Source organism: Clostridium sp. 2218st1_F5_2218SCRN_220325, from assembly GCF_039062665.1.
In the GTDB taxonomy this organism is placed as follows: domain Bacteria; phylum Bacillota; class Clostridia; order Peptostreptococcales; family Peptostreptococcaceae; genus Intestinibacter.
This window is the reverse complement of the sequence record NZ_JBCLNH010000004.1, coordinates 59,500-85,538: the sequence shown is the minus strand read 5'-3', so window position 1 is coordinate 85,538 and position 26,039 is coordinate 59,500. Positions and strand designations below refer to the sequence as shown.

Here is a 26,039-nt window from a genome sequence, read left to right as displayed (position 1 = left end):
TAGATTAATTATATACAAATATTTTTAAAATAGGAAGAATTAAATAGATAAAAAATTGTAAAATATTATTTTATATTATAAAAATAATAAAAAAAGGTGTATTGATTAAAATTTAATATTATAATTGGTTATAGATAAGTATAATTAAAAATTTATTTGCTAAACTTGCAAAAGAAAGGACAAAATTAATGAAAAAAATAGGATTTATAGGTGCTGGTAACATGGCAGGAGCTATAATAGGCGGAATAATAAAATCAAACTTAGTAGAATCACAAAATGTTATAGCATCTGCTAAAACAATGACAAATCTAAATAAACTAAAAGATGAATACAATATAAATGTAACTTTAGATGCTAGAGAAGTTGTAAAAAATTCAGATATAGTTTTTATGGCTGTTAAACCGAATATATTTGATGGTGTTTTAGAAAGTGTAAAAGATTTAATTGGAGATGAAAAAATAGTAGTTTCAATAGCTGCTGGAAAAAGTATATCTAGCATGGAAAATATAATTGGAGATGACAAAAAAATAATCAGAACTATGCCTAATACACCTGCCCTTGTAAATGAAGGTATGTCGGCTTTATGTCCAAATAAAAACATAGAAGATGAAGAATTAAAAATAGTAAAAGGTATTTTTGACTCTTTTGGAAAAAGTGAAGTAGTAGGTGAGTACTTAATAGACTCTGTAATAGGAGTTAGTGGGTCTTCACCTGCATATGTATTTATGTTTATTGAAGCTATGGCTGATGCTGCTGTTGTTGGGGGAATGCCAAGAAAACAAGCTTATAATTTTGCAGCTCAATCAGTGCTTGGTGCTGCAAAAATAGTGCTTGAGAGCGGGAAACATCCAGGAGAATTAAAAGATATGGTTTGTTCGCCAGGAGGAACTACAATAGAGGCAGTAAAAGTTTTAGAAAATGAAGGGATGAGATCATCTGTAATAAATGCAGTTTGTGCTTGTATAGAAAAATCTAAAGAAATGAGCAAGTAAATTAAAAAGGCCAAAAGATTAATCTTATCTTTTGACCTTTTTCTTTTATAGCAATTACGTTTTCAAATATTTAATATTATAGAATAACCATAATTATAATGTAATTATGGTTATAAATCATTGTAAACACTTACTTGTATATTTCTATATTATTGATAATTTATAGAAATGTATGATATACTAAGCGATACTAATCAAGATGCAAAACTATTTTTGGAGGGAGAAATATAATGGCAAGAGCTAAAAGAACTATAGATACTAGCAATGTTTTAAGCTTAAAAAGAGAAGAGCGAAGAAAGAAAAGAGATGATTTATTTTAATTAATATAGCAGAGTAAAATCTAAGGCGGAGAGGAGATATTAAAGTTGAAGATTTTGATAGCAGAAGACGATAAAAATATTAGCAATATAATTTCAGAGAGCATAAAGGAATTTGAAAAAGATATAGATATTGTAGTTTTTGAAGAAGCACAAAAAGCATTAGAGCATGCAACAATTAATGCCATTGATATATTTATTTTAGACATACAATTAAAAGACTATAAAGGAACACATTTAGCAAAACAATTAAGGGAAATAGACAGATATAAATACAGCCCAATTGTTTTTGTTACAGCTCTTGCAAGTGAGGAACTTTTAGCTTATAGAGAGCTAAAATGTTATAGTTTTTTAATAAAACCATTTACTAAAAGTGAGATAAACGTTGTTCTTGATGATGTTATTGGGTACAAAAAACAACTAAAAAGTGTTTCTAAAACAATAAGAATAGAACAAAAATCTTTTGTTTTTGAATATAACTTAGAAAATATTATTTATATTGAATCTTTCGGAAAAAAACTAGAACTTAATTTATGTAATGATAATAAGGATACTAAAGAAATGATATCAGGATATTCATTAAAAAAACTTTTAGAGATGATTAATGACTCTAAATTTATACAATGTCACAAAAGTTATATATTAAATACAAATTATATAGAAAAAATAGACAAGGCAAATAATTTAATATATTTAAGAAATAATATGGGAACTATTCCTATAGGAAAGAAGTTTTTAGATGGAGTATATTAAACTAATTTCGCAAACACTACTTGATAGTAGTGCTATGTTCTTATTATGTAATTATCTATCTAACAAAAGAATAGAAAAATCTAATAAAAACTTATCTTGGATTATATTTATTAATCTAGTGTATATATTTTCTAGATGGAGTGTATTAGTTACAGATAATTATATACAGCCAACGGTGGACTTTATAGGATTTGATATATTACCTGTTAACTCTTTATATGGAACATTTCTTTTATGTATATTTTTAATGATAGCAAATAGTATATATCTAAACATGGAAAATAGCCAAGCATTTTTTGCAACTATAGCTTCTATTATAATATGGATTTTTATAAGAATACTTGCAGTAGTTCCATTTAAATTAATAAGTGTTCAAAATATTAATATATATGAATATGGATATAGAATAGTTACATTACTTTTAATATTAATTTTTGTTTTGAAATTACCGTTATATAAATTTAAAGAGTATTTAAAGAATAACAGTTATATAACTAAATTAATACTATTAAATTCACTGATAGCATTATTAGTATTAGTTTGGAGCTTTCAATTTGATGTAGATATTCTTATAAAAAATTTAGCTATAGTAGTATTTGTGTTTTTTATGTTGTTAGTTATTAATATATGGTCAATAGTTTCTCAGCGAAATGTTATAAATCAGCAAAAACGTGTAGAGGTTATGGAACAATATATTCCTGTAATCGATGATTTAATGTCTGAAGTTAGAGCTAGGCAACATGAGTTTAATAACAAACTTTTAGCTATTTATAGTATATTAGAAACGGCAGAGACTTTAGATGATGCTAAGTTAAAAGTTGGAACATATAGTAAAGATGTATTGATGGATGATAGTATTAAGGAGTTATTTATATGTGACAATAAAGTTATATCAGGGTTTATTTATTCTAAAATAAAATTAGCCAATTTAAAAAATATAAACATCGAACTTAATATCTGTGCATCTCTAAAAAAGATATACACAGAAGAATATGAAATAGTAGAAATTTTAGGAATTCTTATTGATAATGCTATAGAAGCAAGTAAAAGTGGTGACACAATATTTATAAAGATGAATAAAATAGATGACAAACTTGAAGTTACTGTGTGTAATCCACACCCTCAACTTTCTAATACAGAGTTTATGGAATTATTTGAGAAAGGATATTCTACAAAAGATAATGGAAGTAAACACAGAGGATATGGTTTATACAATGTAAAGTTAATTACTGAAAAATGTAGAGGAAAAATTATATTTAAAAATACAAGTATAGATAATGTTAATTACTTAAATATAGGTATTTTAATACCTTAAATAAATTCATAAACGATGACTTTAGAGGAATGAAAAAATATTTATGCCTTTAAAGTCATTACTTATTTCTAAAGAATTGTAATAGCAATTTATTTATCATATACTACGTTCATAACTTAAACATTAATAATAGGAGGACGAAAAAATTGTATTCGTTAATTAAACTAGAATGGAAAAAGGTAAAAAAGCCAGTATTTTTAGCTGCAATTCTGGCAACTATTTTTATAGGTGTTATGACTTGTACATTATATAAAAACTATTCGCTACAAGTTGATTTAGAGGCATGGGAAATAGCAACAGAATTTATATCAATGTTATTTCCGCTTATAGTAGTTATACCAAGTTGTTGGACAATTTATTATGAAAGAAAGAATAAGTTTTTATTATACACTCTACCGAGGGTATCAAAGAAAAAGTACTTACTATCGAAGTGGATAGTTGTTGCATTAAGTTCGGCGACTATTATGTTTGTATCAATGTTTATTGGAGCATTAATTGCATTATATATAAAGCCAGAAATAGTGCCGTATATAGGAACTTATGATATGGTAACTAATGAACCGATACTTATTCAAGATAGACATATATTAGGTAATTTATTTATTAACCAACCACTTATGTATAGCTTTTTGATTAGTATTTGGAGAAGTTTAATAGCAATAATAATAGCAACTATGGGATTTGTATTATCTCTTTATATTGATAATATATTTATAATACTAACAGGTCCTTTCATTTATACTATTTTAGAGAACTTTATATTGTCAGTGCTTAGAGTACCACAATATAGGTTAGTAACATCTTTTGACCCAACTATAGTGGATGAAAAAATGATTACTGTATTTTCTATGATTGCAGGTCCTATGATAGCTATATTATTCATAGGCTTAATAGTTGTTTTCAACTCAAAGATAAAAAAGACTTTGATATATAAGGTATAGGTATCATTATGAAAACATTGATAAAACTTGATCTAAATAAATTAATTTCGAATAAACTTTTATTTTTGCTATTTGGGTTAACTATATTTAGCATGGATGAAAGAATTACTCAAACTTTATCATCACAACAATTTATATTATATATTTTTACAGAGCACTACTATTTGACCTATCTTATGATGCCAATTTTTATGTTGTCAATATATAGCAGTCTGGATGATGATATGGAGTATATTTTGATAAGAAGTACATCTTATTGGAATTATTTTAAAGGTAAATTGGCTGTATATGGAATATTTTCATTTATGTTTGTAATAGCTCAGTTTGTGGTAGCATTTATAATGTCAATAGGTCTAAGAAGTGATAATAACTTTAATGTACCAAATAATCCAAGTTATGAATTATTTGGATACTATTCACAACACTTTAGCAGTGTAACACAAGCTATTTTTATAAATTGTATATATATGATAGCAGGATTATTTATAGTATCTATTGCATTCTTTACTATAAATAACTTCTTTAGTAAAAAGGTTTCAACTAAAATCATGATAATAGCATATATTCTAATGATATTTGGTTTAAAGATTGATAAAGTAAATAACTTACCTATAGTTTTTATTGATAATTATATAATTTTTCATAGAAACTTTGGCTATGACTTAAAATTATTTATAAATATATTAACTATGACGACAGTACTTATAGTTGTTTGTATATTAAATAAAAAATATTGGAATAAAAAGTTAAAAATTAAAGATATAAGGAAAAATAAGATAAGTTATTATAAAAGACTTCTATTTTCAAGATATAATATAGTTATGATATGTAGTGTATTAATATTAATGTCTTTTTGGGGGCTTCTGAAAGGTAATAGCTCTTTTGAATCAATGAACGATTATTTAGTAAATCTATTTGTAGGACATCCAGTCAATAATATTCGAATTATTGAATTCTTAGAAATGTTAGTTTTAAATACAACTCCAATATATATAATAGCTATATTTCTAGAACAAGAAAGTAGTGAGAGAAGTTTATTTATAAACATAAGATTTGGAAAAGGGATAAAATGGATGAATTCTATTTTAAAGACTTCAATGCTATTTGTAGTTAGTTATGTATTATTAAATATAGCTATTCCGATTGCAATTGGTATTTTTAATAATATACCAATTACTTCTCAAGTAATACAATTAAGTACTAATATCTTCATAATTAAAGTTTTAGATTTAAGCTTACAGGTATTAGTATTAATCTTACTATACAGTTTAAGTAAAAACATGACCTTATCATTTTTAAGTTTACTATTATTAAATAGTTTATGCTTTTTACCTTTTAAGTGGTGCTTATACTTGCCATTTGGAATTTCAAGCTTATCACGATTTAAATATATAGGAGATTATGGCTTAACATTGATCCCTGTAATTATAGAATTATCAGCGTTTATTTTATTAAGCTTTATTTATATAGAAAAATTTGCGTATAAAAAAATATTAATTGATTAGAAAGGTTGAACACATTATGGAAACTGTAATAAAGTTAGACAGAATTTCAAAAGAATATGATGGAATAAATATTTTAAATAATATAAATCTAGATATAAAAAAAGGTAGTACTGTAGGTATTGTAGGAGCAAATGGTAGTGGAAAATCTGTTTTATTTAAATTAATATGTGGATTTACCTCACCTGATAGTGGGCAGGTTTATATAAGGAATGAAAAATTAGGAGATAAAGTTGATTTCCCCCAAAATGTAGGTGTATTTATTAATGAACCTGGATATATCAGTATGTATAGTGGACTAGACAACTTAAAATTCCTAGCTGGAATTAATAATAAGATTAGTAATGATAAAATAATACAAACTATGGAAAGAGTTGGATTAAATCCTAATAATAAAGTTAAGGTTAGTAATTATTCATTAGGGATGAAACAAAAACTTGGTATAGCTCAAGCTATTATGGAAGACCAAGATATACTTATTTTAGATGAACCATTTAATGCTCTTGATTATAAAACGTATCAAGATATAAAAGAAATAATAAAAGAGCTTCAAAAAGAAGGACGCACTATTCTCCTAACTAGTCATAATTTTGAAGACATAGAACAACTTTGTGATAATATATATGTTATTGATAATGGTAACTTAAAAATCATTGACGAAGAAAGTATAAATATATACAAAAAAAGATAAATAGAATTAGAAAAGGGCCATCGCAAATTTTATTTTGCGACAGCCTCATTTTGTTTTAAATTTATTGGTTAGTATCGAAATGTTCTGTATCAGTTTGTACTTCTGGATTTAATGTATTTTCATTTGATGAATTATTATCAGTGTTTTGATTTACATTACTATCAGAATTACTGTCGTTATTAGAATCAGTATTTGTATTGCTATCACTATTATTAGTGTTATCATTGTTACTATCGCTACTATCTGGGTTCATCATTGTAGAACCGTTGTTTTTATTTAAATCATCAGAACTATTATTAGAATTGTCTGATGAGAATAAACTTTTAAACCAATTAACTATTTTTGTGAAGAAACCTTGAGCTTCTTCTTTTGAAGGTAAATTTTCAGCAGCTTTATTAGTTGCATCTATTATAGAATCACTACCTAACATAGAATCATTTGTTTCACCTAATATACCTAAATCTTCAGAACTAGAAAATAAGTTAGAGAACCAGTTTCCTATAGAACTGAAGAATGAACCAATAGAACTTAATATTCCTGAGTTACCTATATTTTCACCAGATTCTTTTAAGTTATCTTGCACAACATCAGACACGTTATTTAAAGTAGCTTTCATCTCATTATAATCATAGTTTTGTGCAGCTATTTTTTGCATTAAAGCTATTATTTTATCAACTTGAGCATCTGTTAAAGTTACATTATAGTTATTAGTTATATTGTTTATTGTATTTGCAATTTGTGTTTTATCACTTGTATTATTTTTTATAATATCAGCTTTAACATCATTTATTATACCTGTAGCCTTATCTTGACCTATTTTATCACCTAAATCTCCTGTAGTTATTAATTCTTCAGAAGCAAGTTCTTTTTTATCTTCATCAAGAGTTTCTCCAGTAGCATTTTCAAATGCCTTCATAACACCAGTTAAGGCACCAGTCCTTATCTGTATAATATTATAGAATAAAGGTTATATTATGATTATAATGGATATAAAGTGTTGTAAATACTAACTTATGTATTTCTATATAGTTATTGATAAGTTGTAGAAATATATGATATACTTATGTTAAGTTAAAAAGATAAAAAAGAGAGGTAGGAAGATGGATGATTATATATAAAGTAAAGGAACAAGTGATAAATGATATATCAGGATGGAAACCAAAAGATAGATATGCAGTATTAATAGTAGAATCAGATGAGGCAAATCCATTGGTATGGAAACCTAGTCCTCTAACTGAATTTCTAGAAGTATATATGTCAGAAAAAGCTGTTAATACAAAAATTCACTATGGATATGTAATATGTGATTTTCTCAATTACTTAAAGCTACAAATAGAATTAGGTGAAGATGAATGTTTTGACATATTACAAGAAGAAGGTATATATGGTTTGAATTTTATTCATGCATCTAAATACTTAACATATATAGGAACAAGAAAGACAAAGGTAAATAAGCAAGGAGAAGAAGAACTAGTAGTAAATAATTATTCTACAGTAAAAAGAAAAGAAAATATACTTATATCATTTTACACGTTTTTAAATAAGAAAAAGATACTTACAAATAAAGATGCTATAGTTGAACATAAAGTAGTACCAATAAAAAACAGGGGGAACGTAACATCAAAAGGAAAGAGAGTATCAATATCTCCATTTAAAGATAGTCTTGAGTATAAAGTATTTTATCCACCTACTAATCCAACAAATAGCTATGGAGAAAGTATTAAGGCGATAAAATTAGCAGATATGAAAAGAGCAACATGGGAATTGTTCTTAGAATATGCAAGAGAGAATTATCCTGACATAGCACTAGGTGTAGCTATGCAGTTTATGGGGGGATTAAGATTAGGTGAAGTTGTAAATTTAACTATAGATGCAGTAGAAGTAAATAGAGATAAAGATAAGTTATTTTTAGATATAAATGATAGGCAATTATTTTTATTTAAAAGTTTAAAGAGTAAAAAATCACAAGTTAAATTCGCAAGGGAAAATCAAGTTGTATTTAATTGGAATCAAGAATTATTTAACACATGGGATGAACATATGAAGTACTTATCTAAACTAAAGAAAAGAACTAATATTAAAGCTTTATTTGTTAATAAAAAGGGAAATCCGATGACAGGTGATGTATACGAAGAAAGATTTAAAAAATTAAAATCAGATTTTATAGAATTTCTTGAAAATTCTAAGCCAGTTGAAAGCAAGACTCTTAAAAAATACGCATGGTCTACTCATATAGGTAGACATGTATTTACTAATTTTATAATAAAAACTGGATTAGCTAATAACTCTATGGGAGTTCCTGATGCTAAAATAGTTGCAAGTCTTAGAGGAGATAGGAATTTATCGTCTGCATTAGCTTATATAGATAGCATAGCAATGGTAGAAGCTATTGATGAAAACTTACAAAATTTAAGCAAAGAAGCCTTAAAAGAAGAAAGGGTATAAAGTATATGAGTCATAAACTAAAATATGAGTTTGATAATAATGAAGATAAAGCGAACTATGTAAGTAAAGAAGAATTTTGCAATATGTTAGATATATCAGAAAAATATTTTAACGATGTAAATAAAACTGTAGCTAAAGTTGTAAGAATGTTTAATATAAAGAAATTAAATATAAGTAGGTTTGAGGTTTACTATAATAAGGATGATATACAAAAATCAATAAATGAATTGTGTGAATTTCAAAATACTCATATAAATGGAGCTGAAGCTAAGAAAATGTGTTCTAATTTATCGGAAGAAGGAATCAAAAGTATTTTAATTCCTTCGCATTATAAGTTGATTTGTAGAGACACATTAAATGAAATTTGGAACATAAAAGTTGTATATAAAAAATCAGAAATAGATGATTATATACAATCTAGAGCAGAAATAGATAGAAAAATAGAGTCAGGGGAATATTTATCTACTAGTGATGCTAGTAAGATGCTAAATATGAGCGACAGAATGTTTTTAAAGCTAAAACAGTCTATTGATATGAATGAAATAAGATATTATCAAGGATTTTATTTTGAGAAAAATGTAATAGAAAAACTAGTGAAAGAACAGGAAGAATTCTTTTCTGAATATATACCAAAATCAGTTGTAAAAAATAAATATTTTACACCTAAAACATTTCCTTCACATGAGGAAAAATTAACTAAATATGAAGCACCTAGAATAGCCTATACTTTAGAATATACTTCAACTATGATTAAAGATAGCTCATGGTTTAAGATATCTGAGGTTGAAGAATTAGCTAAAGAATTAAGTGAAAAAAAGAGAACCATAAAAAAAGAAAGAACTAAGGCTAAGAAAAAAGAATCAGAAAAAACAGAAGAAAATGCAGTAATAAATGATAAAGAGTTAGAATTTAACATGGTACTTACAAAAATAGATTACAATTCACCTGGGTATGATATAAATCATGATATATTGGGTTCAACGTATTTTCATACTTTTCAAATTAGACTCAATGAATTAAATGACTGGAATGGATTTAATCCAAACTCAGAGTACACAAATGGAAAGTGGTTTGGGTATATAAAAGATAAATTAGATTCTATGAGAGCTAATGAAAAAGTATCAAATGCTAGAGTGAATCATTATGTTAGATGTACCTTAGCACTAAAATCTATGTTAGATTATTATGGATTAGATGAAGTTTACTCTCTTACAACAAACCAAATAAATACTTATTTTAATATAATAAAAACTAATATTATCAGGATAAATATCTATGAATTTTTAGGTCTAGTCAGTAAGGATGTACAGTTAGTTTCAGGGAATAAAAGATGCGGATTTAGAATGGATAAAATATATAGCCCTCATAGAAGAGAGTCTTCTAAAACAATAGATGATATATATGATTTTGATGTGTACTCAGATTTATTTAAATACTTAGTAGATATAGACTTGCACGTTAAAAATAGTATATATGATATTAAAGTTAAAAATAGCATAAGATACGCATCCACATGGTTATATGTAATGTTGCACATGAACAATGCATGGAGAAATGGCGATGTTACTGAGTTTCCTAAATTAGATATAGATGATTTGTTAGACGAGTTTAAAATTTATGAGTATAGTTGGTTTGAAAATAATAAACTTAGCATAGCAAAAGCTAGAGCTGTAATATCAAGGGTTATACAACATGAATTTAAAATATCAAAAACGCAAGTGAAAGGAACTTTCTTTTGCTCGGATGAATTAGCTCCTTCTATGGCTACTAACATTCTGATTTTAACTTTATACCATAAAAGTAGAAGTATAATTTCAAATAATAGCACACTAATGGATTTTGGAACTAAATATAATAAAGTTGGAGATAGTCATTTTAATAAATTCTTTAAAGAATTCAAACATAAAAACTTTAAATTCTTATCAAGGACTATGAATAAAACAGTTATGACATTTGTATACTATTTAGCTAATTTATCAGGTGATTCTAAAGCATTGATATATGCACAAAAACTGAGAGAACATTTGTCAGAAGATTCAACTCTTCATTATTTAAACTTAGACAAAAGTAAGATAGAAAGTTTAAGTAAGCAATTATTTATGAGAGGTGAATTTGGATATATAACTAATATGCTACTAACTAGAGTATATGATGAAAATGTAACTAATTTTGAAGAAGCAACAGAAGCTATAGTAAGAATTAATGATATATTTGGAGATGTATTTAAAATTCATTCAACGGCAGGATTTTTAAATACTATTAGGGTTGAGAGGCAAGCGGTAATAGATACCCTGGCAGAAAAAAGCTTTAATGAATGTCAAGAAATATTAACAGACTTATTTGCAAGGAAACTGCCTTCGAGAGAAGATAATGTACAGTGCTTAGTATCTAAAGAAGGCTGTAAAAGAATAGACCTTAAATCATGCTTTGAGTGCCAATACCATATACCATCAATATATGCATTAACAACATTATGTGAAAGTATGATAGAAGATATGAAGAATTATCATAATGTAAAAGGTGTAAAAAAATATAAGCTTGCATTATCTATTGATAGAAAAAGTATTCTCTTGAAAGAAGCTATGGATATACTAACTCCTGAGTATGTATATAACTGTTTAGGTTTAACTAGGGATGAATTTAAATCACAATTAAATTTAATTGATATGCCTGAAGATTTTTTAGAAGATAAAGAACTTTTAGAAAGGTAATAAATTGTATATGAGTAGATTAATTGATAAGATAGATATAAATTTAGTAAAAGAAGAAATTGTAGATATTGAAGAAATAAAATCGAATCTTAATAAACGTGTTGTACAAAATGATATATTAAGAAAAGAGAGTAGAACGGAAACATCAGATGCTACATTTGACAGTGATATATGGATAATAGATAAACCTTTAACCCAAGGATATATAAATTTAAATATGACTTTTCTTTCAGAATTAAAAACTTTTAAAAGAATTACAGATAAAGAAATAACAGCATTTAGATGTTTCTTTGCAGAAAAGATTTTAAATAAATATAATACAAGCATAGGTTCTGAGCTGTCAGTTATAAGAGACTGTATAATGGTTACTAATAATTTTGATTTAGAGACTATAGATTCTCCATATGGAAATCCTATAAATCAATTATTATATACTTATAGCGGTAAAACTAAATCAGACAAAATAAATAGTATTTTAGAATATTTATACTACTTAGATGAATTAGATATTTTAACAGAAGGACAAAATAAAGCAATTGAAACACTAATGACTATGGATACATCAAGGCAAGATAATGCAAGAGAACTACCTAAGGAAAAAGATATAATGGCTTTTGATTATTATTTAAAGCGATTTTATAAAGATGAATTATTTAGTGAAGATATGAAAATGCTTTATATGCCACTATTAATATGGTGGAAAGTTACAACCGTTATACCTATGAGACCATCAGAATTATGTAGTAAATTAACTAGGGCGTGTTTGATAGAAGAAGATGAAAAGTACTATATTTATGTAAATAGAATAAAAACAGGTGATATATCTAATAAAGGTGTTGTTAGAAGAGGAAGAATACCATTACTAAATAAAATTCAGATAACTAAAGAAATATATGATTTGATAAGTGATTATATAGAAAAAACTAATGAGTATGGTCATACAGAAACATTATTTTCATATAAAGCTCTATGTGCTTTTAGAAAAAAGATAGCTATTGAATTTGGAGAAGAATACGGCTATATAACAATACCTGTGGAACAAAAAATAGATGAAGAGTATTTTTCAATAAATGTACTTGGTCCTATGCTGAAAGGGTTTTATAAAAGAATAATATCAAATACTTATAAATATGAAGTAGAAAGACAACTTAATATAGGTGATACAAGGCATATAGCTTTTACATCATTGTTATTACAAGGGGTTTCGCCTATAGAAATAGCTATGTTAGGAGGTCATACTTCCTTATCCTCACAAGACCATTATCAAGGAAATTCTTCATTTTATGCTGATTCAGAGATGATAGATTTTGTGAGTTCTAAAATGCATAGACGTAGTATATCTACAAAGGCTCTTAAAGATATTATATTTAATAAAGAGAAGTCAGAAGAAGCTCCTAGAAATTTAGAGCAGTGTATACAAACAGAAGACGGTGTAGGATATTGTACAATAGATATAGATAATGATATATTAGCTTGTGGAGATGAAGAGTTCTGTATAGGATGCAAACATTGGTGGTGTCCTAAAACACAGGAAAGTTTTATAGAAGTACAAGAATACTTAGAAAATAACATCGCTTCATCTTTACATGTAAAAATACAGCGAGAAAAAGTATTTCTACAAAAGTTATTATCAAAGCCTAAGACAAAGCAATTAAATGGAGTATTAGACTTAGATAATGATTATGAATATAAATTAAAGACTTCCATTAATAAATTGAATAGAGAGCTATCTAGACGCTCAGATGTAGAAGGGATATTACAGATTAATAGTGGATTGAATATAAGGTATGCTAATCAAGATGTAAAACTATTTTTGGAGGGAGAAATATAATGGCAAGAGCTAAAAGAACTATAGATAAAGAAGAAATAGATGAAATAATATATTTAAAGCTAAAAGAGCTAGGTGGTATGAAGAAAAGACTGACGTATAATTCAGTCTTTACCTTCAATAAAGAAATTGCTAATAATCCTAAATATAAAAGAAAGAACGGAGAGTTATTTACTTTGTATGGATATGATTTCTGGGCTAGTAGTTATAATAACGAAGATTATTATGGAAGACAAAGAATAAATGAAATAAAAAATTCTTCTAATATAGTTGTAGCTGGTAAAGAGTTTATTCCAGAAATAGGAGATATCCATGCATTAGTAAATGAATACTATAAAAAGCCTGAGGTGCTTTATAAGAAGTTAGCTAAAGTGTTTGAAATGGATAAAACCAAGTTAAAAAACTTAGAAGAAGAAAATAAAAAGTTGAAGAAAGAAAAAGAAGATTTACAAAAAGCTTTACAATTATTTGAGCGTGAATTTGCAAGTATATTTTGTAATAGTCGCTTAGCTGATAATTCATTAGTAGATGTTATGTCTATGAATAAATCAAAGGATTCTCTGGTCTATGATGGTTTAAAGAATATGTTTAATGATGAAAAATTGGTTGAGTTATCTAAAACGAATGGAATAAATAATATAGATACTAATAATGTTTTAAGTTTAAAAAGAGAAGAGCGAAGAAAGAGAAGAGATGACTTATTTTAGAAACGTTGAGGGGAAAAATATTTATTATATTCGACAAGTTACTACAAAAAAATCAAGGGGCAATATGATAAAATTCTGTATAGAAAAAATATTAGTGAAGATTAAAATATGAAGGGAGGAAATATCAATATTTAAATTATTGGTATATAAGAAATGGTATTTAGTAGTTTGATTTTTTTATTTTTATTCTTGCCATTAACATTAAGTATTTACTATATATCAAATAGTAAAGCAAGAAATTTAATATTATTAATAGCAAGTTTGTGTTTCTACGCTTGGGGAGAGCCTGTGTATGTATTTTTAATGTTATTTTCGACAGTAATTGATTATATAAATGGATTAAAAGTTGAAAGGTTTATAGAATTAGGTGAAAGAAAAAAAGCACTGATGGTGGTTATATCTTCAGCAATTATAAACTTATTTGTTTTATGTTTCTTTAAATATAGTGACTTCTTAATTGAAAACATAAATAATATATTTAACTTAAATATAGGTTTGTTAAACTTACCATTACCTATTGGTATTTCATTTTATACTTTCCAAACGATGTCATACACTATAGACATCTACAGAGGAGATGCTAAAGCTCAAAAGAGCATACTAGACTTTGGAGCATATGTAGCATTGTTTCCACAATTAGTTGCAGGACCTATTGTTAGGTATCAGACTATAGCAACACAAATAAGTAAAAGAGACCATTCAATAGAAAAATTTGCAGATGGTGTAAATAGGTTTGTTTGTGGACTTGCTAAAAAAGTTATATTATCAAATCAATTAGCTGTAGTAGCAGATGGTGTATTTTCAACTAATTTAGCTAATGTTTCGATATTAGAAGCATGGCTAGGAATAGTTTGCTATACTCTTCAAATATATTTTGATTTTGGTGGATATAGTGATATGGCTATAGGATTAGGTAAAATGTTTGGATTTGAGTTTCTTGAAAACTTTAACTATCCTTATATATCACAAACAGTTTCAGAGTTTTGGAGAAGGTGGCATATTTCATTAGGAAGCTGGTTTAGAGATTATGTATATATTCCATTAGGTGGAAGTAGGGTTTCTAAGTTTAAGTTGTATAGAAATTTATTTGTAGTATGGTTTTTAACTGGTATGTGGCATGGAGCAAGTTGGAATTTTATAATTTGGGGATTATATTTCGGAGTATTTATAGCTTTAGAAAAAGCATTTTTAGAAAAGGCTTTGTATAAAACTCCTAAAGTTTTAAGACATACTTATCTACTTTTGATTGTAGTTGTAGGATGGGTATTCTTTAGGGCTAATGATATAACACAGGCATTTGAGTTTTTAAAGGTCATGTTTGGATTTAATGGAAATGATGTTATTAATAGTTCGGTTAATATTTATTTAATCGATTATTGGTACATATTACTTGCATCTATAATACTATCTACACCGATTGTAAAAGGTTTGAAACAATTAATTTTAAAGATTAATAAAAATGCATTAGATAATGATATAGCATATTTAATGCATGGACTATCACTAGGTATATATATGTTTATCATTATGGTAATGTTAAGCAGTTCTACTTATAATCCATTTTTATATTTTAGATTTTAGACTTAAAGGGGAATTTTTATGAATAAAAAGAAGGCTAGGTATATAATAATACCATTTTTAACTATAATTTTTGGTTTTTTTATTTTAAATATTATAGTTCCAGATAAAAAGTATAGTATTGCAGAAAATAGGAATCTTGAAAAGAAGCCAACGTTAAAAGATATTGAAGATAAGGAGTTTGCTTCTAAGTTTGAAAGTTACTATAATGACCAATTTGTTCTTAGGGATGAAATGATAAGCTTAAATAAAAAATCAGAGGCAAAATTAAATAAAACAAAAGTTGGTAACTACTATCTAGTTGATAATAACTGGATTTTAGGAATGTTTCCAAAACTTTTAAGTGAAGAGCAATTAGATGATTATTCAAATACAATCAATGAATTATCTGAAATAAGTAGTAGCTTAGGAAAAGATGTATATTATACAATGATGCCTCATAAAACCAATGTATTAAAGCATTTATACCCTAAGTATATAGACAATACAGGAAATATAGATATAAATAAAAGTGAATTTAGGAGTAGATTAGAATCGGATATAGTAACATATATTGATATGGATGAGTATTTGTTAAATAATTTTAGCCAATATGAATTAGAAAAGCTATATTTTAAAACAGACCATCACTGGACAGGTATAGGTGCGTTTGAAAACTTTAAAATGATGGCTTCAAGGATGGACTTAGGGATATCACAGGATGAGTTAGATAAACATTTTGCTAGATACAGGGAAACTACTGTGAAAGACAAAAAATTTATAGGTAGTTACAATCAAAACTTAGACATGCTAGTTAAAGAAGAAGAATATGTAAATTATATGTATATAGATAATGCAAAATATACATATGAATTAAATGGTAAAAGTAAAAAAGAAGAAGAGATTATTGCAACTTCAAGAAATAAAAAAAGCTGGGATTACGGTGGAGCATATATTAGAGGAGCACAGACTAATATATTAAATATTAAAAATGACAAAGCCTTAGTAGATAAAAAGATATTAATATTTAGAGACTCATATCAAGCTCCAACTACATGGCTATTTGCAGATTTATTTAGTGAAGTTGAAATAGTTGACCCAAGAAATATAGATAAAATAGATAAGACATATGAAGAAATAATAAAAGATAGTAATTCTGATATAGTAATGTTTATGTATAATAGCTCTGGATTTGATTCAATGGTTAAGGCTATGATAGACAAAGGCATAAAATAAAAAATAAAAGTCGTAAGTTTTACAGCAATCTAAACTTGCGACTTTTATTTTTTTATTATAAGGGAAACATAATTTTATCACGATAGTTGAACATTAAAGGAGGAGTTATAATGAAAAAAAATAAGTTAATATATTTAGTTGTTACATTAATACTTATTACTGTTAGCTTTTTTGGTATTTCTAAAGTAACTGATAATATCTATAAAAGTGAAAAGTTAGTATTTAATGAAAATAATACAACTGAGTTAAGTGAACAGAGCAAGTATACCGTGGGTAATTATTACTTGGTCAAAGATAATTGGATACTTGGTAAATTTTCTAAAATTATACAAGATGATAAAATGCAAATATATGCAGATGCTATAAATACTTTGAGTAATAATGCTAGAACTCAAAATAAGGATGTGTATTTTATATCTATGACTCACAAAACAAATATGCTAAAGCATCTTTATCCTGACTTTGTTATGAATAAGGAAAATATAGACTTAAATAAACAATCTTTTAAATCAAAATTGGATAAAAATAATATTTCATTTATTGATATTGATGGATATTTTTTATCTAACTTTACAGAAAGTCAAAGGGAAAAATTTTATTTTAAGACAGACCACCATTGGAATGGATTAGGAGCATTTGAAGGATTTAAATTTATGATTAATAATGTAAATTTAGGTTTATCAAACGATACCATTAATAGTTATCTTGATGGATACCGAATTAAAGAAGTCAAAGAGAAAGAATTTTTAGGAAGTTATAATAGAAAGCTAAATTTAATAGTAAAAGAAAAAGAATTTGCAAATTATGTGTATAGAAATGGTAGTAAGTTAGAGTATTATATTTGTGATGGATACACAGATAAAAAAATAAGTGAAAAAAATATAATGGCTACATTGAGAAAGAAAGACAGTTGGGATTATGGTGGAGCTTATATGAGGGGAACTAATTGTAATATATTAAAAATAAGAAATAAAAATTCATTAAGTGATAAAAAAGTATTGGTGTTTAGAGACTCATATCAAGCACCTATGACATGGTTATTAGCTGATGTATTTAAAGAGGTTGAAATAATAGACCCTAGATATATCGAAAATATAGATATGACATATGAAGATATGATAGTCAACAGCAAATCGGATATAGTAATGTTTATGTATAATAGTTTTGGATTTGAAGGAATGATTAAAGAAATGATTGAAAAGGGAATTGAATAAATTGATTTTACAAATATGATTATATAAAGTATAAAATAATGCGAAGGATACCTTATTTATAAAAAATCAAGCCTCCTTCGCATTAATAATCAGTAATAATTAGCATCATGCACAAAAGCTTATATTATTAAATGTGATGATTATATTATCAAAATTAATTAAATTAAACTCAAATTTCATTCAACTAATATTAATTAATTGTTTCCTCATTACTACTATTACTATCAAGCGTATTTAGGTTATCAAGATTACTTGAATCATTTGTATTTTCATTATCTTGAGGTTCATTTTCAACCGAAGAATCAGGTTGAACATTTTCATCAACAGTAGAGTTTTGCTCTAATGAGTCTACAGAACTATCTTCTGTAGAACCGCTATTAGATTCTTCTTTTGAAGAAGGCGTTGTATTATTATCTTCTACTTTATTAGAATTATCACTATTAAATAATCCTGTGAACCAGTTCCATATCTTAGCGAAGAATCCTTCAACTTCTTCACTAGAAGGTAAGTTTATAGCATCTTTATCAGTTGCATCTATGATAGCATTCTCTCCTAACACACTATCATCAGTAGAACCTAATATACCTAAATCTTTATCTTCATTTCCACCAAATAAACCAGCGAACCAATCGCCTATACCGCTAAACCAATTTTTAATAGAGTCAAAGAATCCTTGGTTAACACCTTCTCCAAGTTCATCTAATTTTTCGTTAACAGTTTCTTTTATACCATTTAAAGTATCTTTCATTTGATTATAATCATAATCTTGTTTAGCTATTTTAGCCATTAAATCTTCTAATTGTTTTTGTTGTTCAGGTGTTAATGTAACATTATAATTATTAGTTATATTATTTATAGTGTCAGCAATTTGAATTGTATCACTAGTATTGTTTTTGATTATTTCTGTTTTTATATCATTAACTATACCAGTTGCTTTATCAGCACCTATATCTTCACCTAAGCCTCCTGTTATTATTAATTCCTCAGATGCTAATTCTTTCTTTTCCTCTTCAAGAGGTTTTCCAGTAGAATCCTCAAATGCTTTCATTATTCCAGTTAAAGCCTTTATGTTAACCTAATAAGGCTAACAATTTTTATTATAAGTCGCTACACTTACAATGTCATTTCGATTACTCTAATGACCACTTCTTTTCAGAACGTGAGAAGACTATTTCTTCACCCTCGACTCATACGTTAGGGGCAACCTATTTCCACTACCAATAGCTTGTAGTGTACTCCCATTTCAGGGATAGTCGTTGGAGGTTCTCCATATCTGTTGACTTAGGAGCTTCCCTGCATGAACACCCATTGTTTTAGAATACTTAGGATTTAACCTTATATTCATCTCTACGTTTTTTCTACTTTCGTACCATCATATATTCTTTTCAGATATATTGTGGTGTAGAGCTTTAGGGATTACCTGCAATTAAAGTTGTGTCCTATGCAAATTTCTTTACATACGGAGCTTATGTAATATAATGATATATTATAATATTACTCCTGTACCACTAACTGGAAAAACACTGGCAACAACAACATCAGCATCTGTCATACCAGTAGTTGATAATGTACTTGCAACCATTGAAGATGTTAACCATGTAAGGTTAGCAGTTTTAACATTTATACCGCTACCAGCCTTAGTAGGTTCAACATAAGCACATGAGTAAGTCTTTTTACCTAATTGAGCTTCAGTAGCAACACCTTCTAAATATTTTCTTTCCTCTTGGTTATTAACTTCTAGTATTACAACTTCATTTTCGTTAACCCCAAAGTATTTAAGAATAGTAGCTCTTTGTTGTTCATTTAAATTTGCACCTAGAGTAACAACTCTAGCTCCATCAGCAAAAGCAAAGTTTATACTTCCTATGAATAAAGTTCCACATATAGCTAGTGAAGCTATTCTTTTTCTTAAATTCATAATCAATCTCCTTTATAACAACTAAAATTTGTAAATTGAACTATATAATATCATATATACTGTTCACTTCTATAACCTTTATGTATTTTAAAAGTAATAGAAGTCAAAATTATATAAAAATATACTATCCGTAATAAAATAAAATCCTAATAAAATTAGGAGAATTTGATATCTATAAAATTGAGTTAATAGCAAAAATAAACTATAAATTCAGATATTTATAACTCATTTCTATAACTTTATTGATATGAAAGTTATAGAAATCAAACGTACATAAGTAATAAGGATAAAAAAAGCTATTTCTATAAGTTTTATATGCAGATACCTGTCCCACTTACAGGAAATACAGCAGCTATAACACAGTTAGCGCCAGTAAGACCAGCAGTTGATAATGTAGTAGCAACCATAGAAGATGTTACCCAAGTTATATTTGCTGTTTTTACATTTATACCGCTACCTTCTTTTGTAGGTTCAACATAAGCACAAGAATAAGTCTTAGTACCTAATTGTTCTTCTGTAGCAACCTTTCCTAAATAAGCTCTTTCCTCTTTATTATTTACGGTTACAATTTGTACTTCGCTTTCTTTTACACCAAAGTAATTTAAAATAGTCTGTTTTTGTTCTGCAGTATTATTTACGCCTATAGTAACTACTTTTGAGCTATCAGCAAAAGATGTACCTATGCCAAAAGAAGAAAACATTAAGCATGTAGCCATTAATACAGAAACTATTTTGTTTTTAATCTTCATTTTACTTCCTCCCAATACATACCTTGTATTATTTCCTAAAATATATAATTGTAAAATTATAATTTGCTCACATTAATAATATATAGCTTTTTAAAAATAAATACGATTACAATGTTGTAACATGATTATATACTAAAAAAATTAAAATATCTTTATTTTAAGGAATTTTTAAGAAAAAGACATAAAAATGAAATTATATATTATAGAGAATTAATATAGCATAAAATGGGTATAACTATAAAGATAGGATTAGATGAAGAAATATATTTTAATTTAAAAAGTAAATTTTTCATTCCTAAACTATAAAAATTTGTATTTGAACTTTAAAAACATACCAAAATCTTGAATACTATATAAAATAAGTAATAAATAAGATTGAAAAATTTTTAAATCTATTATATTATAAAGAAGAAATATGGTATTTTCTAAGTAAAAAGACAAATAATTTTGTGTATTTTATAATGTATTGATAGTATTTTTTTAGTTTAAATAAAATATATCAGTATGTTAAAAGAAAATATACCTTGAAAAGAATCAATAAAGAGGTTTTTCTTAAAAGAAAGGAGAAAAGTATGTCAAAAGAATTTGTTAAAGAAAGAGTATTAAAATATCTAATGGAGGATTTACTAGTACCTCAAGATATGATAGACACTAATGTGCCTTTAAGTGAATTTGAAGAAGGAGCTGAAGGTGTTTTAGACATAATAGTAAATGTTGTTGTTAAAGAAGATGGAGAAGATTTCTACGTTCCAGTTTTAATAGCTACATGCGTTGATGAAGACTTTGTAATGGAAGGAGCAGCATTACAAAAAGAAATAGATTTCCTTGAAGATGTAGATAACATAACTACTGCTGGTAGAATGATACTTACAAACGGAAATGAAATGATGTATGCTGATTGGACTGGGGAAGAATACGATACAGAAGCATCTCTTCCTACATATGATCAAATGAAAAAAGAATTCTTTGAAATGGAAGAAAAAATAAAAAGAGAAGAAATGATGCACGGTCATGAATGCGGTTGTGGTCATGATCACTCTCATGAACACAATCATGAAGATGGTTGCGGTTGTGGACACAACCATCACTAAGAGTTAGTTTGCAAGAATTTTATTGATAAAAAGTTTGTAAATAAAGAATTTATCTATGTATATCACAAAAATGCAAAAATTTGTGAAAAAATAAAGGTTTTTACAAAAAAACGTAGAATTATATTATAGATAAAGTAATTGACATTTTGAGTAAATGGAATTACATTTTTTTTATTTACAAACATATAATAGCTATATAAGATTTAAATAAACTATGTGTAAAAGAAGGGGTTATATTATGGGGGCTAAAAAAGAAAATACTTACGAAAATTATGTCCATGCAGATACTTCAGGATCATCAAATGCAATGAAAATGTATTTAAAAGAAATTGAAGCATATAAAATGCTGTCTGCAGTTGAAGAAGTTGAATTGGCTAAAAAGGTTAACGAAGAAATACCTGAGGCAAAAGAAGATTTTATAAACGCTAATTATAGATTAGTTGTAAGTATAGCCAAAAAATATAGAAAAGAAAATGTTGATATGCTTGACTTAATACAAGCGGGGAATATAGGTCTTATCAAAGCCGTAGAAAAATACGACTATACTAAAGGGTATAAGTTTAGTACGTATGCTACTTGGTGGATAAAACAAAGCATTACAAGATATATAGACGATTGTGAAAATACTATTAGAATACCAGTTCACCTTCATCAAAGAATTAATTTTGTTAAAAGAAAAAAACAAGAACTTTCAAATGTTTTACAAAGAGAGCCATCACTAGAAGAGTTGGCTGACATTTGCGATATGGACGTCGAAAAAGTTATTGAAATTCTAAAACGAGACAAAAATGTTGTATCACTAGATACACCAATAAAAGAAGATGAAGACAGTAGTTTAGTAGAATTTATACCTTCAGATGCTAACTTTTCCGATGTAGTTATGCACGAAGTGGAACAACACAATTTAAGGGAGAAAATAAATGAATTATTAACAGGACTTAGTGATCAAGAACAAAAAGTTTTAAGAATGAGATTTGGTCTTGATGATGATGACCCTAAAACTTTAGAAGAAATAGGAAAAGTATTTGGAGTTACTAGGGAAAGAATTAGACAAATAGAGGCTAAGGCCATAAGAAAATTGAGACATCCAAGTAGATTGAATCAATTAAAGAATTTTTATTAGGACTAATTTTATATAATAACAGCCTGTTTAAAGTAAAAAAGTGGGATTATATCCCACTTTTTTTATTCTAAGGAAATGAGATTCCTTTATATTTTATATATCGTGGGTAAGTATAATTTACATAAATATAATTCAAAAAAATATTTTTATGATATTTAGAACAGAGATTTTGATTAAATTTAACTTAATACTTTTTATGTAGATTTATGATGTATACAAAAAATAGATTTTAATAGCTTTGATATAATTATAATGTATACACTAAATTATATTTTTATACAAAGATAACGTTCTCTCGAAATATGATTTCTTATAGTTTTGCAGAAACTTTATATAAAAACATAGCGCACTTCTTAATGAGATAACTAAAAATATCCCCAAAATCATCGTCATTATCGTACAGTTTAGTAACATCCATGCCAAGCTGCAAATTAATTTTATTAATACGCGTAAACTGAATACTTACCATAAAAAGAAAATAAATAAAACCTATACCAAATAAAACAAATAATAAAATGAATAATTTATCCATAATAATCCCTCCGTAAAAATTATATTCTATATATTATAATTGTACTATATTGACAAAAATTAATCAGTAAAAAGTAGTGGATTTATTAGAAAATTTGGAATTATTGAAATAAATATTAAAAAAATAAATTATAAAGCCGTATCTTGTATCATAAAGATATCAAGATACAGCAAAATATTTATTTTTATAACATATATAAATTTATATTTACTTTAAAAAATTAATAATTAAAATTTATATTAATATTTTAAAAAAATCTAAAGTTTTAAAAATTAAGTTTTACTACTTTATATAATAAAAGTCAATATATCATATAATATTCTAGTAATTGTGCATATAAAGAATGCTATAGCTGTTGGAATTAAAAATCCAAGAGCAGTCCATTTAATACTCTTTGTTTCTTTTTTTATTGTCAATAATGTAGTTGTGCATGGCCAATGAAGTAAGCTAAAAAGCATTAAGTTAAGCGCTGTTAAATAAGTCCAACCATGGTCAGTAAGCAAGTTGCCTAATTCTTGAAGACTTGTGTAGTCTGTCATAGAACCTGTAGCCATATAAGACATTATTAAAATAGGTATTACAATTTCATTTGCAGGCATACCCAAGATAAATGCCAAAAGTATAAAACCATCTAATCCTATAAATTTTCCTATTGGGTCCAAAAACAAGGCTATATGGTTTAATATTGTCATATCCCCAATATAAGTATTTGCTAAAATCCATGTTATTATACCGGCAGGAATAGCAACTATAACGGCCCTACTCAATACAAATAAAGTTCTATCTATTAAGGAAGTATAGATGATTCTTCCTATTTGTGGCACTCTATAAGGTGGCAGCTCCAACGTAAATGTGGAACTTTCTCCTTTTATAAGTGTTTTAGATAATAAATAAGATACAAGTAAAGTTATTCCTATACCTATCAAAACAATTAAAGTAACAAAAATTGCAGTAGATATGCTAGAAAAAAATGTATTGTTAATTGCAGAGGTAAAAAATATAGTAGATATTGCGATTAAAGTAGGAAAACGACCATTACATGGAACAAATGTATTTGTAAGAATGGCTATTAGTCTCTCTCTTGGTGAATCAATAATTCTACACCCTATAACTCCACAAGCATTACAACCAAATCCCATACACATTGTCAAACACTGTTTACCATGAGTTTTACATTTTTTAAATAAATGGTCTAAATTAAATGCAACCCTAGGCAGATATCCTAAATCCTCTAAAAAGGTGAACAAAGGAAAGAAGATTGCCATAGGTGGCAACATAACAGATACAACCCATGCAAATGTTTTATATAATCCATAAACCATCATATCGCAAAACCATTTTGGAACATTTAAACTACTCAAAAAAGAGTACATACCAGGTTCAATGCTAAATAAAAGATTGGATAAAACTTCAGAAGGATAATTTGATCCAGAAATAGTTATCCATAAGATTATAGCGAGCATAACAAGCATTGTTGGAATTGCAAAATATTTTGACGTAATAATAGAATCTATTTTGTCGTCAATATCTTCTTTATCATTTTTTTGACTTACTACATTTTCAAATAAGCTTGAAGCATAGTCGTAATTTAGCTTTGAAATTTCATCTCTTATTCTTTTTTTGTCTAAATTTTGAGGAAGTTGATGTTTTATATATTCTAGAGTATCTTCAAAATCTCCTTCAATATAGTTGCTTAAAGATGAAAATAAACTTTCATCACCATCTATTATCCTAAGACCTAGCCATCTTGAGTTTATTTGGGGAAATGTGTTTTCTAAATCATCTTTAAAAGACTCCACCAAGGATTCGATTTCATCATTATATACTACATAATTTTTATTATCGACTTTTTCTTGCAAAACAACTTTTTCTAGTGCATTTTGCAATTCATCCATTCCAATTTTATTGCGTGCACTTGTCAGTACGACTGGAATACCAAGTAATTGCTCCATTTTTTCTTTATTTATCTTTATAGATTTTTTTTCGGCTTCATCTATCAGATTAACGCACAAAACGACTTTGCTTGTTAATTCTAATACTTGAAAAAGTAAATTTAAATTTCTCTCCAAACACGTTGCATCGCATACAACAATAACGGCATCTACATCACCAAAACATATGAAATCCCTAGCTACAACTTCTTCTTGAGATAGGGCAAATAGAGAATATGTTCCAGGTAAATCTATAAGGTTGTAGTTGATATTATTGTATGTGAATTCACCTCTTGCAGTTGCTATTGTCTTTCCAGGCCAGTTACCAGTATGTTGCTTTAATCCAGTTAAATAATTAAATACAGTACTTTTTCCTGTGTTTGGATTTCCAGCTAATGCAACTATATATGAATTTTCTTTTTGTTTTATATTAAAGGAATCTTGCAGAGATTTGATTTTACAATTTTTATATGTCAAACCCATTTA

The 26,039-nt window shown here is 26.9% G+C and carries 21 protein-coding genes; 15 read left to right on the top strand and 6 right to left on the bottom strand.

What is annotated here, in order from left to right; genetic code table 11:
- The first annotated feature begins 188 nt into the window (after positions 1-188).
- The 6 genes from proC to ABCM86_RS03865 all read left to right on the top strand — a co-directional run bounded on the left by proC (position 189) and on the right by ABCM86_RS03865 (position 6,511).
- Entirely contained in the window at positions 189-992 is an 804-nt protein-coding gene (proC, locus tag ABCM86_RS03890; RefSeq protein WP_343003525.1) for a pyrroline-5-carboxylate reductase, read from the top strand.
- Positions 993-1,357: 365 nt separating this feature from the next.
- A complete protein-coding gene (locus ABCM86_RS03885; RefSeq protein WP_295573887.1) occupies positions 1,358-2,062 on the top strand; it encodes a LytTR family DNA-binding domain-containing protein in 705 nt (234 codons plus the stop codon).
- Positions 2,049-3,377: an ATP-binding protein gene (locus ABCM86_RS03880; protein ID WP_216571647.1), complete on the top strand. Its 1,329-nt coding sequence runs from the start codon at positions 2,049-2,051 to the stop codon at positions 3,375-3,377. Before ABCM86_RS03885 ends, ABCM86_RS03880 begins: the two co-directional genes overlap by 14 nt.
- 146 nt (positions 3,378-3,523) lie before the next feature.
- Positions 3,524-4,318: an ABC transporter permease gene (locus ABCM86_RS03875; RefSeq protein WP_216571650.1), complete on the top strand. Its 795-nt coding sequence runs from the start codon at positions 3,524-3,526 to the stop codon at positions 4,316-4,318.
- Positions 4,319-4,542: 224 nt separating this feature from the next.
- A complete protein-coding gene (locus ABCM86_RS03870; RefSeq protein ID WP_343003524.1) occupies positions 4,543-5,823 on the top strand; it encodes a hypothetical protein in 1,281 nt (426 codons plus the stop codon).
- Positions 5,824-5,839: 16 nt separating this feature from the next.
- The gene (locus ABCM86_RS03865) at positions 5,840-6,511 is read left to right on the top strand and encodes an ABC transporter ATP-binding protein (RefSeq protein ID WP_295733493.1); all 672 of its coding nucleotides are present in this window, start codon (positions 5,840-5,842) and stop codon (positions 6,509-6,511) included.
- Between the two features lie 61 nt (positions 6,512-6,572).
- On the opposite strand, the gene ABCM86_RS03860 is transcribed toward ABCM86_RS03865, so the two are convergent.
- Positions 6,573-7,454, bottom strand: coding sequence for a DUF1002 domain-containing protein (locus ABCM86_RS03860; protein WP_295573367.1), 882 nt, complete (start codon positions 7,452-7,454; stop codon positions 6,573-6,575).
- 161 nt (positions 7,455-7,615) lie between these two features.
- On the opposite strand from ABCM86_RS03860, the gene ABCM86_RS03855 reads away from it, so the two are divergent.
- From ABCM86_RS03855 to ABCM86_RS03825, 7 genes are all read left to right on the top strand, one after another.
- Positions 7,616-8,956 (top strand): hypothetical protein, encoded by a 1,341-nt coding sequence (locus ABCM86_RS03855; protein ID WP_343003523.1) that lies wholly within the window; start codon positions 7,616-7,618, stop codon positions 8,954-8,956.
- A 5-nt stretch (positions 8,957-8,961) separates the two neighbouring features.
- The gene (locus ABCM86_RS03850; RefSeq protein ID WP_007286666.1) at positions 8,962-11,667 is read left to right on the top strand and encodes a hypothetical protein; all 2,706 of its coding nucleotides are present in this window, start codon (positions 8,962-8,964) and stop codon (positions 11,665-11,667) included.
- Between the two features lie 10 nt (positions 11,668-11,677).
- Positions 11,678-13,498, top strand: coding sequence for a hypothetical protein (locus ABCM86_RS03845; protein WP_343003522.1), 1,821 nt, complete (start codon positions 11,678-11,680; stop codon positions 13,496-13,498).
- The gene (locus tag ABCM86_RS03840) at positions 13,498-14,202 is read left to right on the top strand and encodes a hypothetical protein (protein WP_343003521.1); all 705 of its coding nucleotides are present in this window, start codon (positions 13,498-13,500) and stop codon (positions 14,200-14,202) included. The genes ABCM86_RS03845 and ABCM86_RS03840 overlap by 1 nt, the downstream gene beginning before the upstream one ends.
- A 288-nt stretch (positions 14,203-14,490) precedes the next feature.
- Positions 14,491-15,783: an MBOAT family O-acyltransferase gene (locus ABCM86_RS03835; RefSeq protein WP_330360344.1), complete on the top strand. Its 1,293-nt coding sequence runs from the start codon at positions 14,491-14,493 to the stop codon at positions 15,781-15,783.
- 18 nt (positions 15,784-15,801) lie between these two features.
- On the top strand, positions 15,802-16,995 hold the full coding sequence (locus ABCM86_RS03830; RefSeq protein WP_007286670.1) for a hypothetical protein: 1,194 nt from the start codon (positions 15,802-15,804) through the stop codon (positions 16,993-16,995).
- 110 nt (positions 16,996-17,105) lie between these two features.
- On the top strand, positions 17,106-18,209 hold the full coding sequence (locus tag ABCM86_RS03825) for a hypothetical protein (RefSeq protein ID WP_007286671.1): 1,104 nt from the start codon (positions 17,106-17,108) through the stop codon (positions 18,207-18,209).
- A gap of 190 nt (positions 18,210-18,399) precedes the next feature.
- Here the strand turns inward: ABCM86_RS03825 and ABCM86_RS03820 are convergent, their stop codons facing one another.
- The 3 genes from ABCM86_RS03820 to ABCM86_RS03810 form a co-directional block, all read right to left on the bottom strand.
- On the bottom strand, positions 18,400-19,260 hold the full coding sequence (locus ABCM86_RS03820) for a DUF1002 domain-containing protein (protein ID WP_343003547.1): 861 nt from the start codon (positions 19,258-19,260) through the stop codon (positions 18,400-18,402).
- Between the two features lie 435 nt (positions 19,261-19,695).
- Positions 19,696-20,127: a DUF1002 domain-containing protein gene (locus tag ABCM86_RS03815; protein WP_007286673.1), complete on the bottom strand. Its 432-nt coding sequence runs from the start codon at positions 20,125-20,127 to the stop codon at positions 19,696-19,698.
- Positions 20,128-20,438: 311 nt separating this feature from the next.
- Positions 20,439-20,876: a DUF1002 domain-containing protein gene (locus ABCM86_RS03810; protein ID WP_195929846.1), complete on the bottom strand. Its 438-nt coding sequence runs from the start codon at positions 20,874-20,876 to the stop codon at positions 20,439-20,441.
- A 572-nt stretch (positions 20,877-21,448) separates the two neighbouring features.
- On the opposite strand from ABCM86_RS03810, the gene ABCM86_RS03805 reads away from it, so the two are divergent.
- Together ABCM86_RS03805 and ABCM86_RS03800 are read left to right on the top strand one after the other, a co-directional pair.
- Positions 21,449-21,967 carry a hypothetical protein gene (locus ABCM86_RS03805; protein ID WP_343003520.1) on the top strand — a complete coding sequence of 173 codons (519 nt, stop codon included), beginning with the start codon at positions 21,449-21,451 and terminating at the stop codon, positions 21,965-21,967.
- Positions 21,968-22,205: 238 nt separating this feature from the next.
- Positions 22,206-23,090: a sigma-70 family RNA polymerase sigma factor gene (locus tag ABCM86_RS03800; protein WP_195929844.1), complete on the top strand. Its 885-nt coding sequence runs from the start codon at positions 22,206-22,208 to the stop codon at positions 23,088-23,090.
- 310 nt (positions 23,091-23,400) lie between these two features.
- Here ABCM86_RS03800 and ABCM86_RS03795 read toward each other — a convergent pair whose 3' ends face one another.
- Positions 23,401-23,622: a hypothetical protein gene (locus ABCM86_RS03795; protein ID WP_195929843.1), complete on the bottom strand. Its 222-nt coding sequence runs from the start codon at positions 23,620-23,622 to the stop codon at positions 23,401-23,403.
- A gap of 287 nt (positions 23,623-23,909) precedes the next feature.
- Complete coding sequence (gene feoB, locus ABCM86_RS03790; RefSeq protein ID WP_295574857.1) at positions 23,910-26,036, bottom strand: ferrous iron transport protein B; 2,127 nt, start codon at positions 26,034-26,036, stop codon at positions 23,910-23,912.
- Between the last annotated feature and the right edge of the window lie 3 nt (positions 26,037-26,039).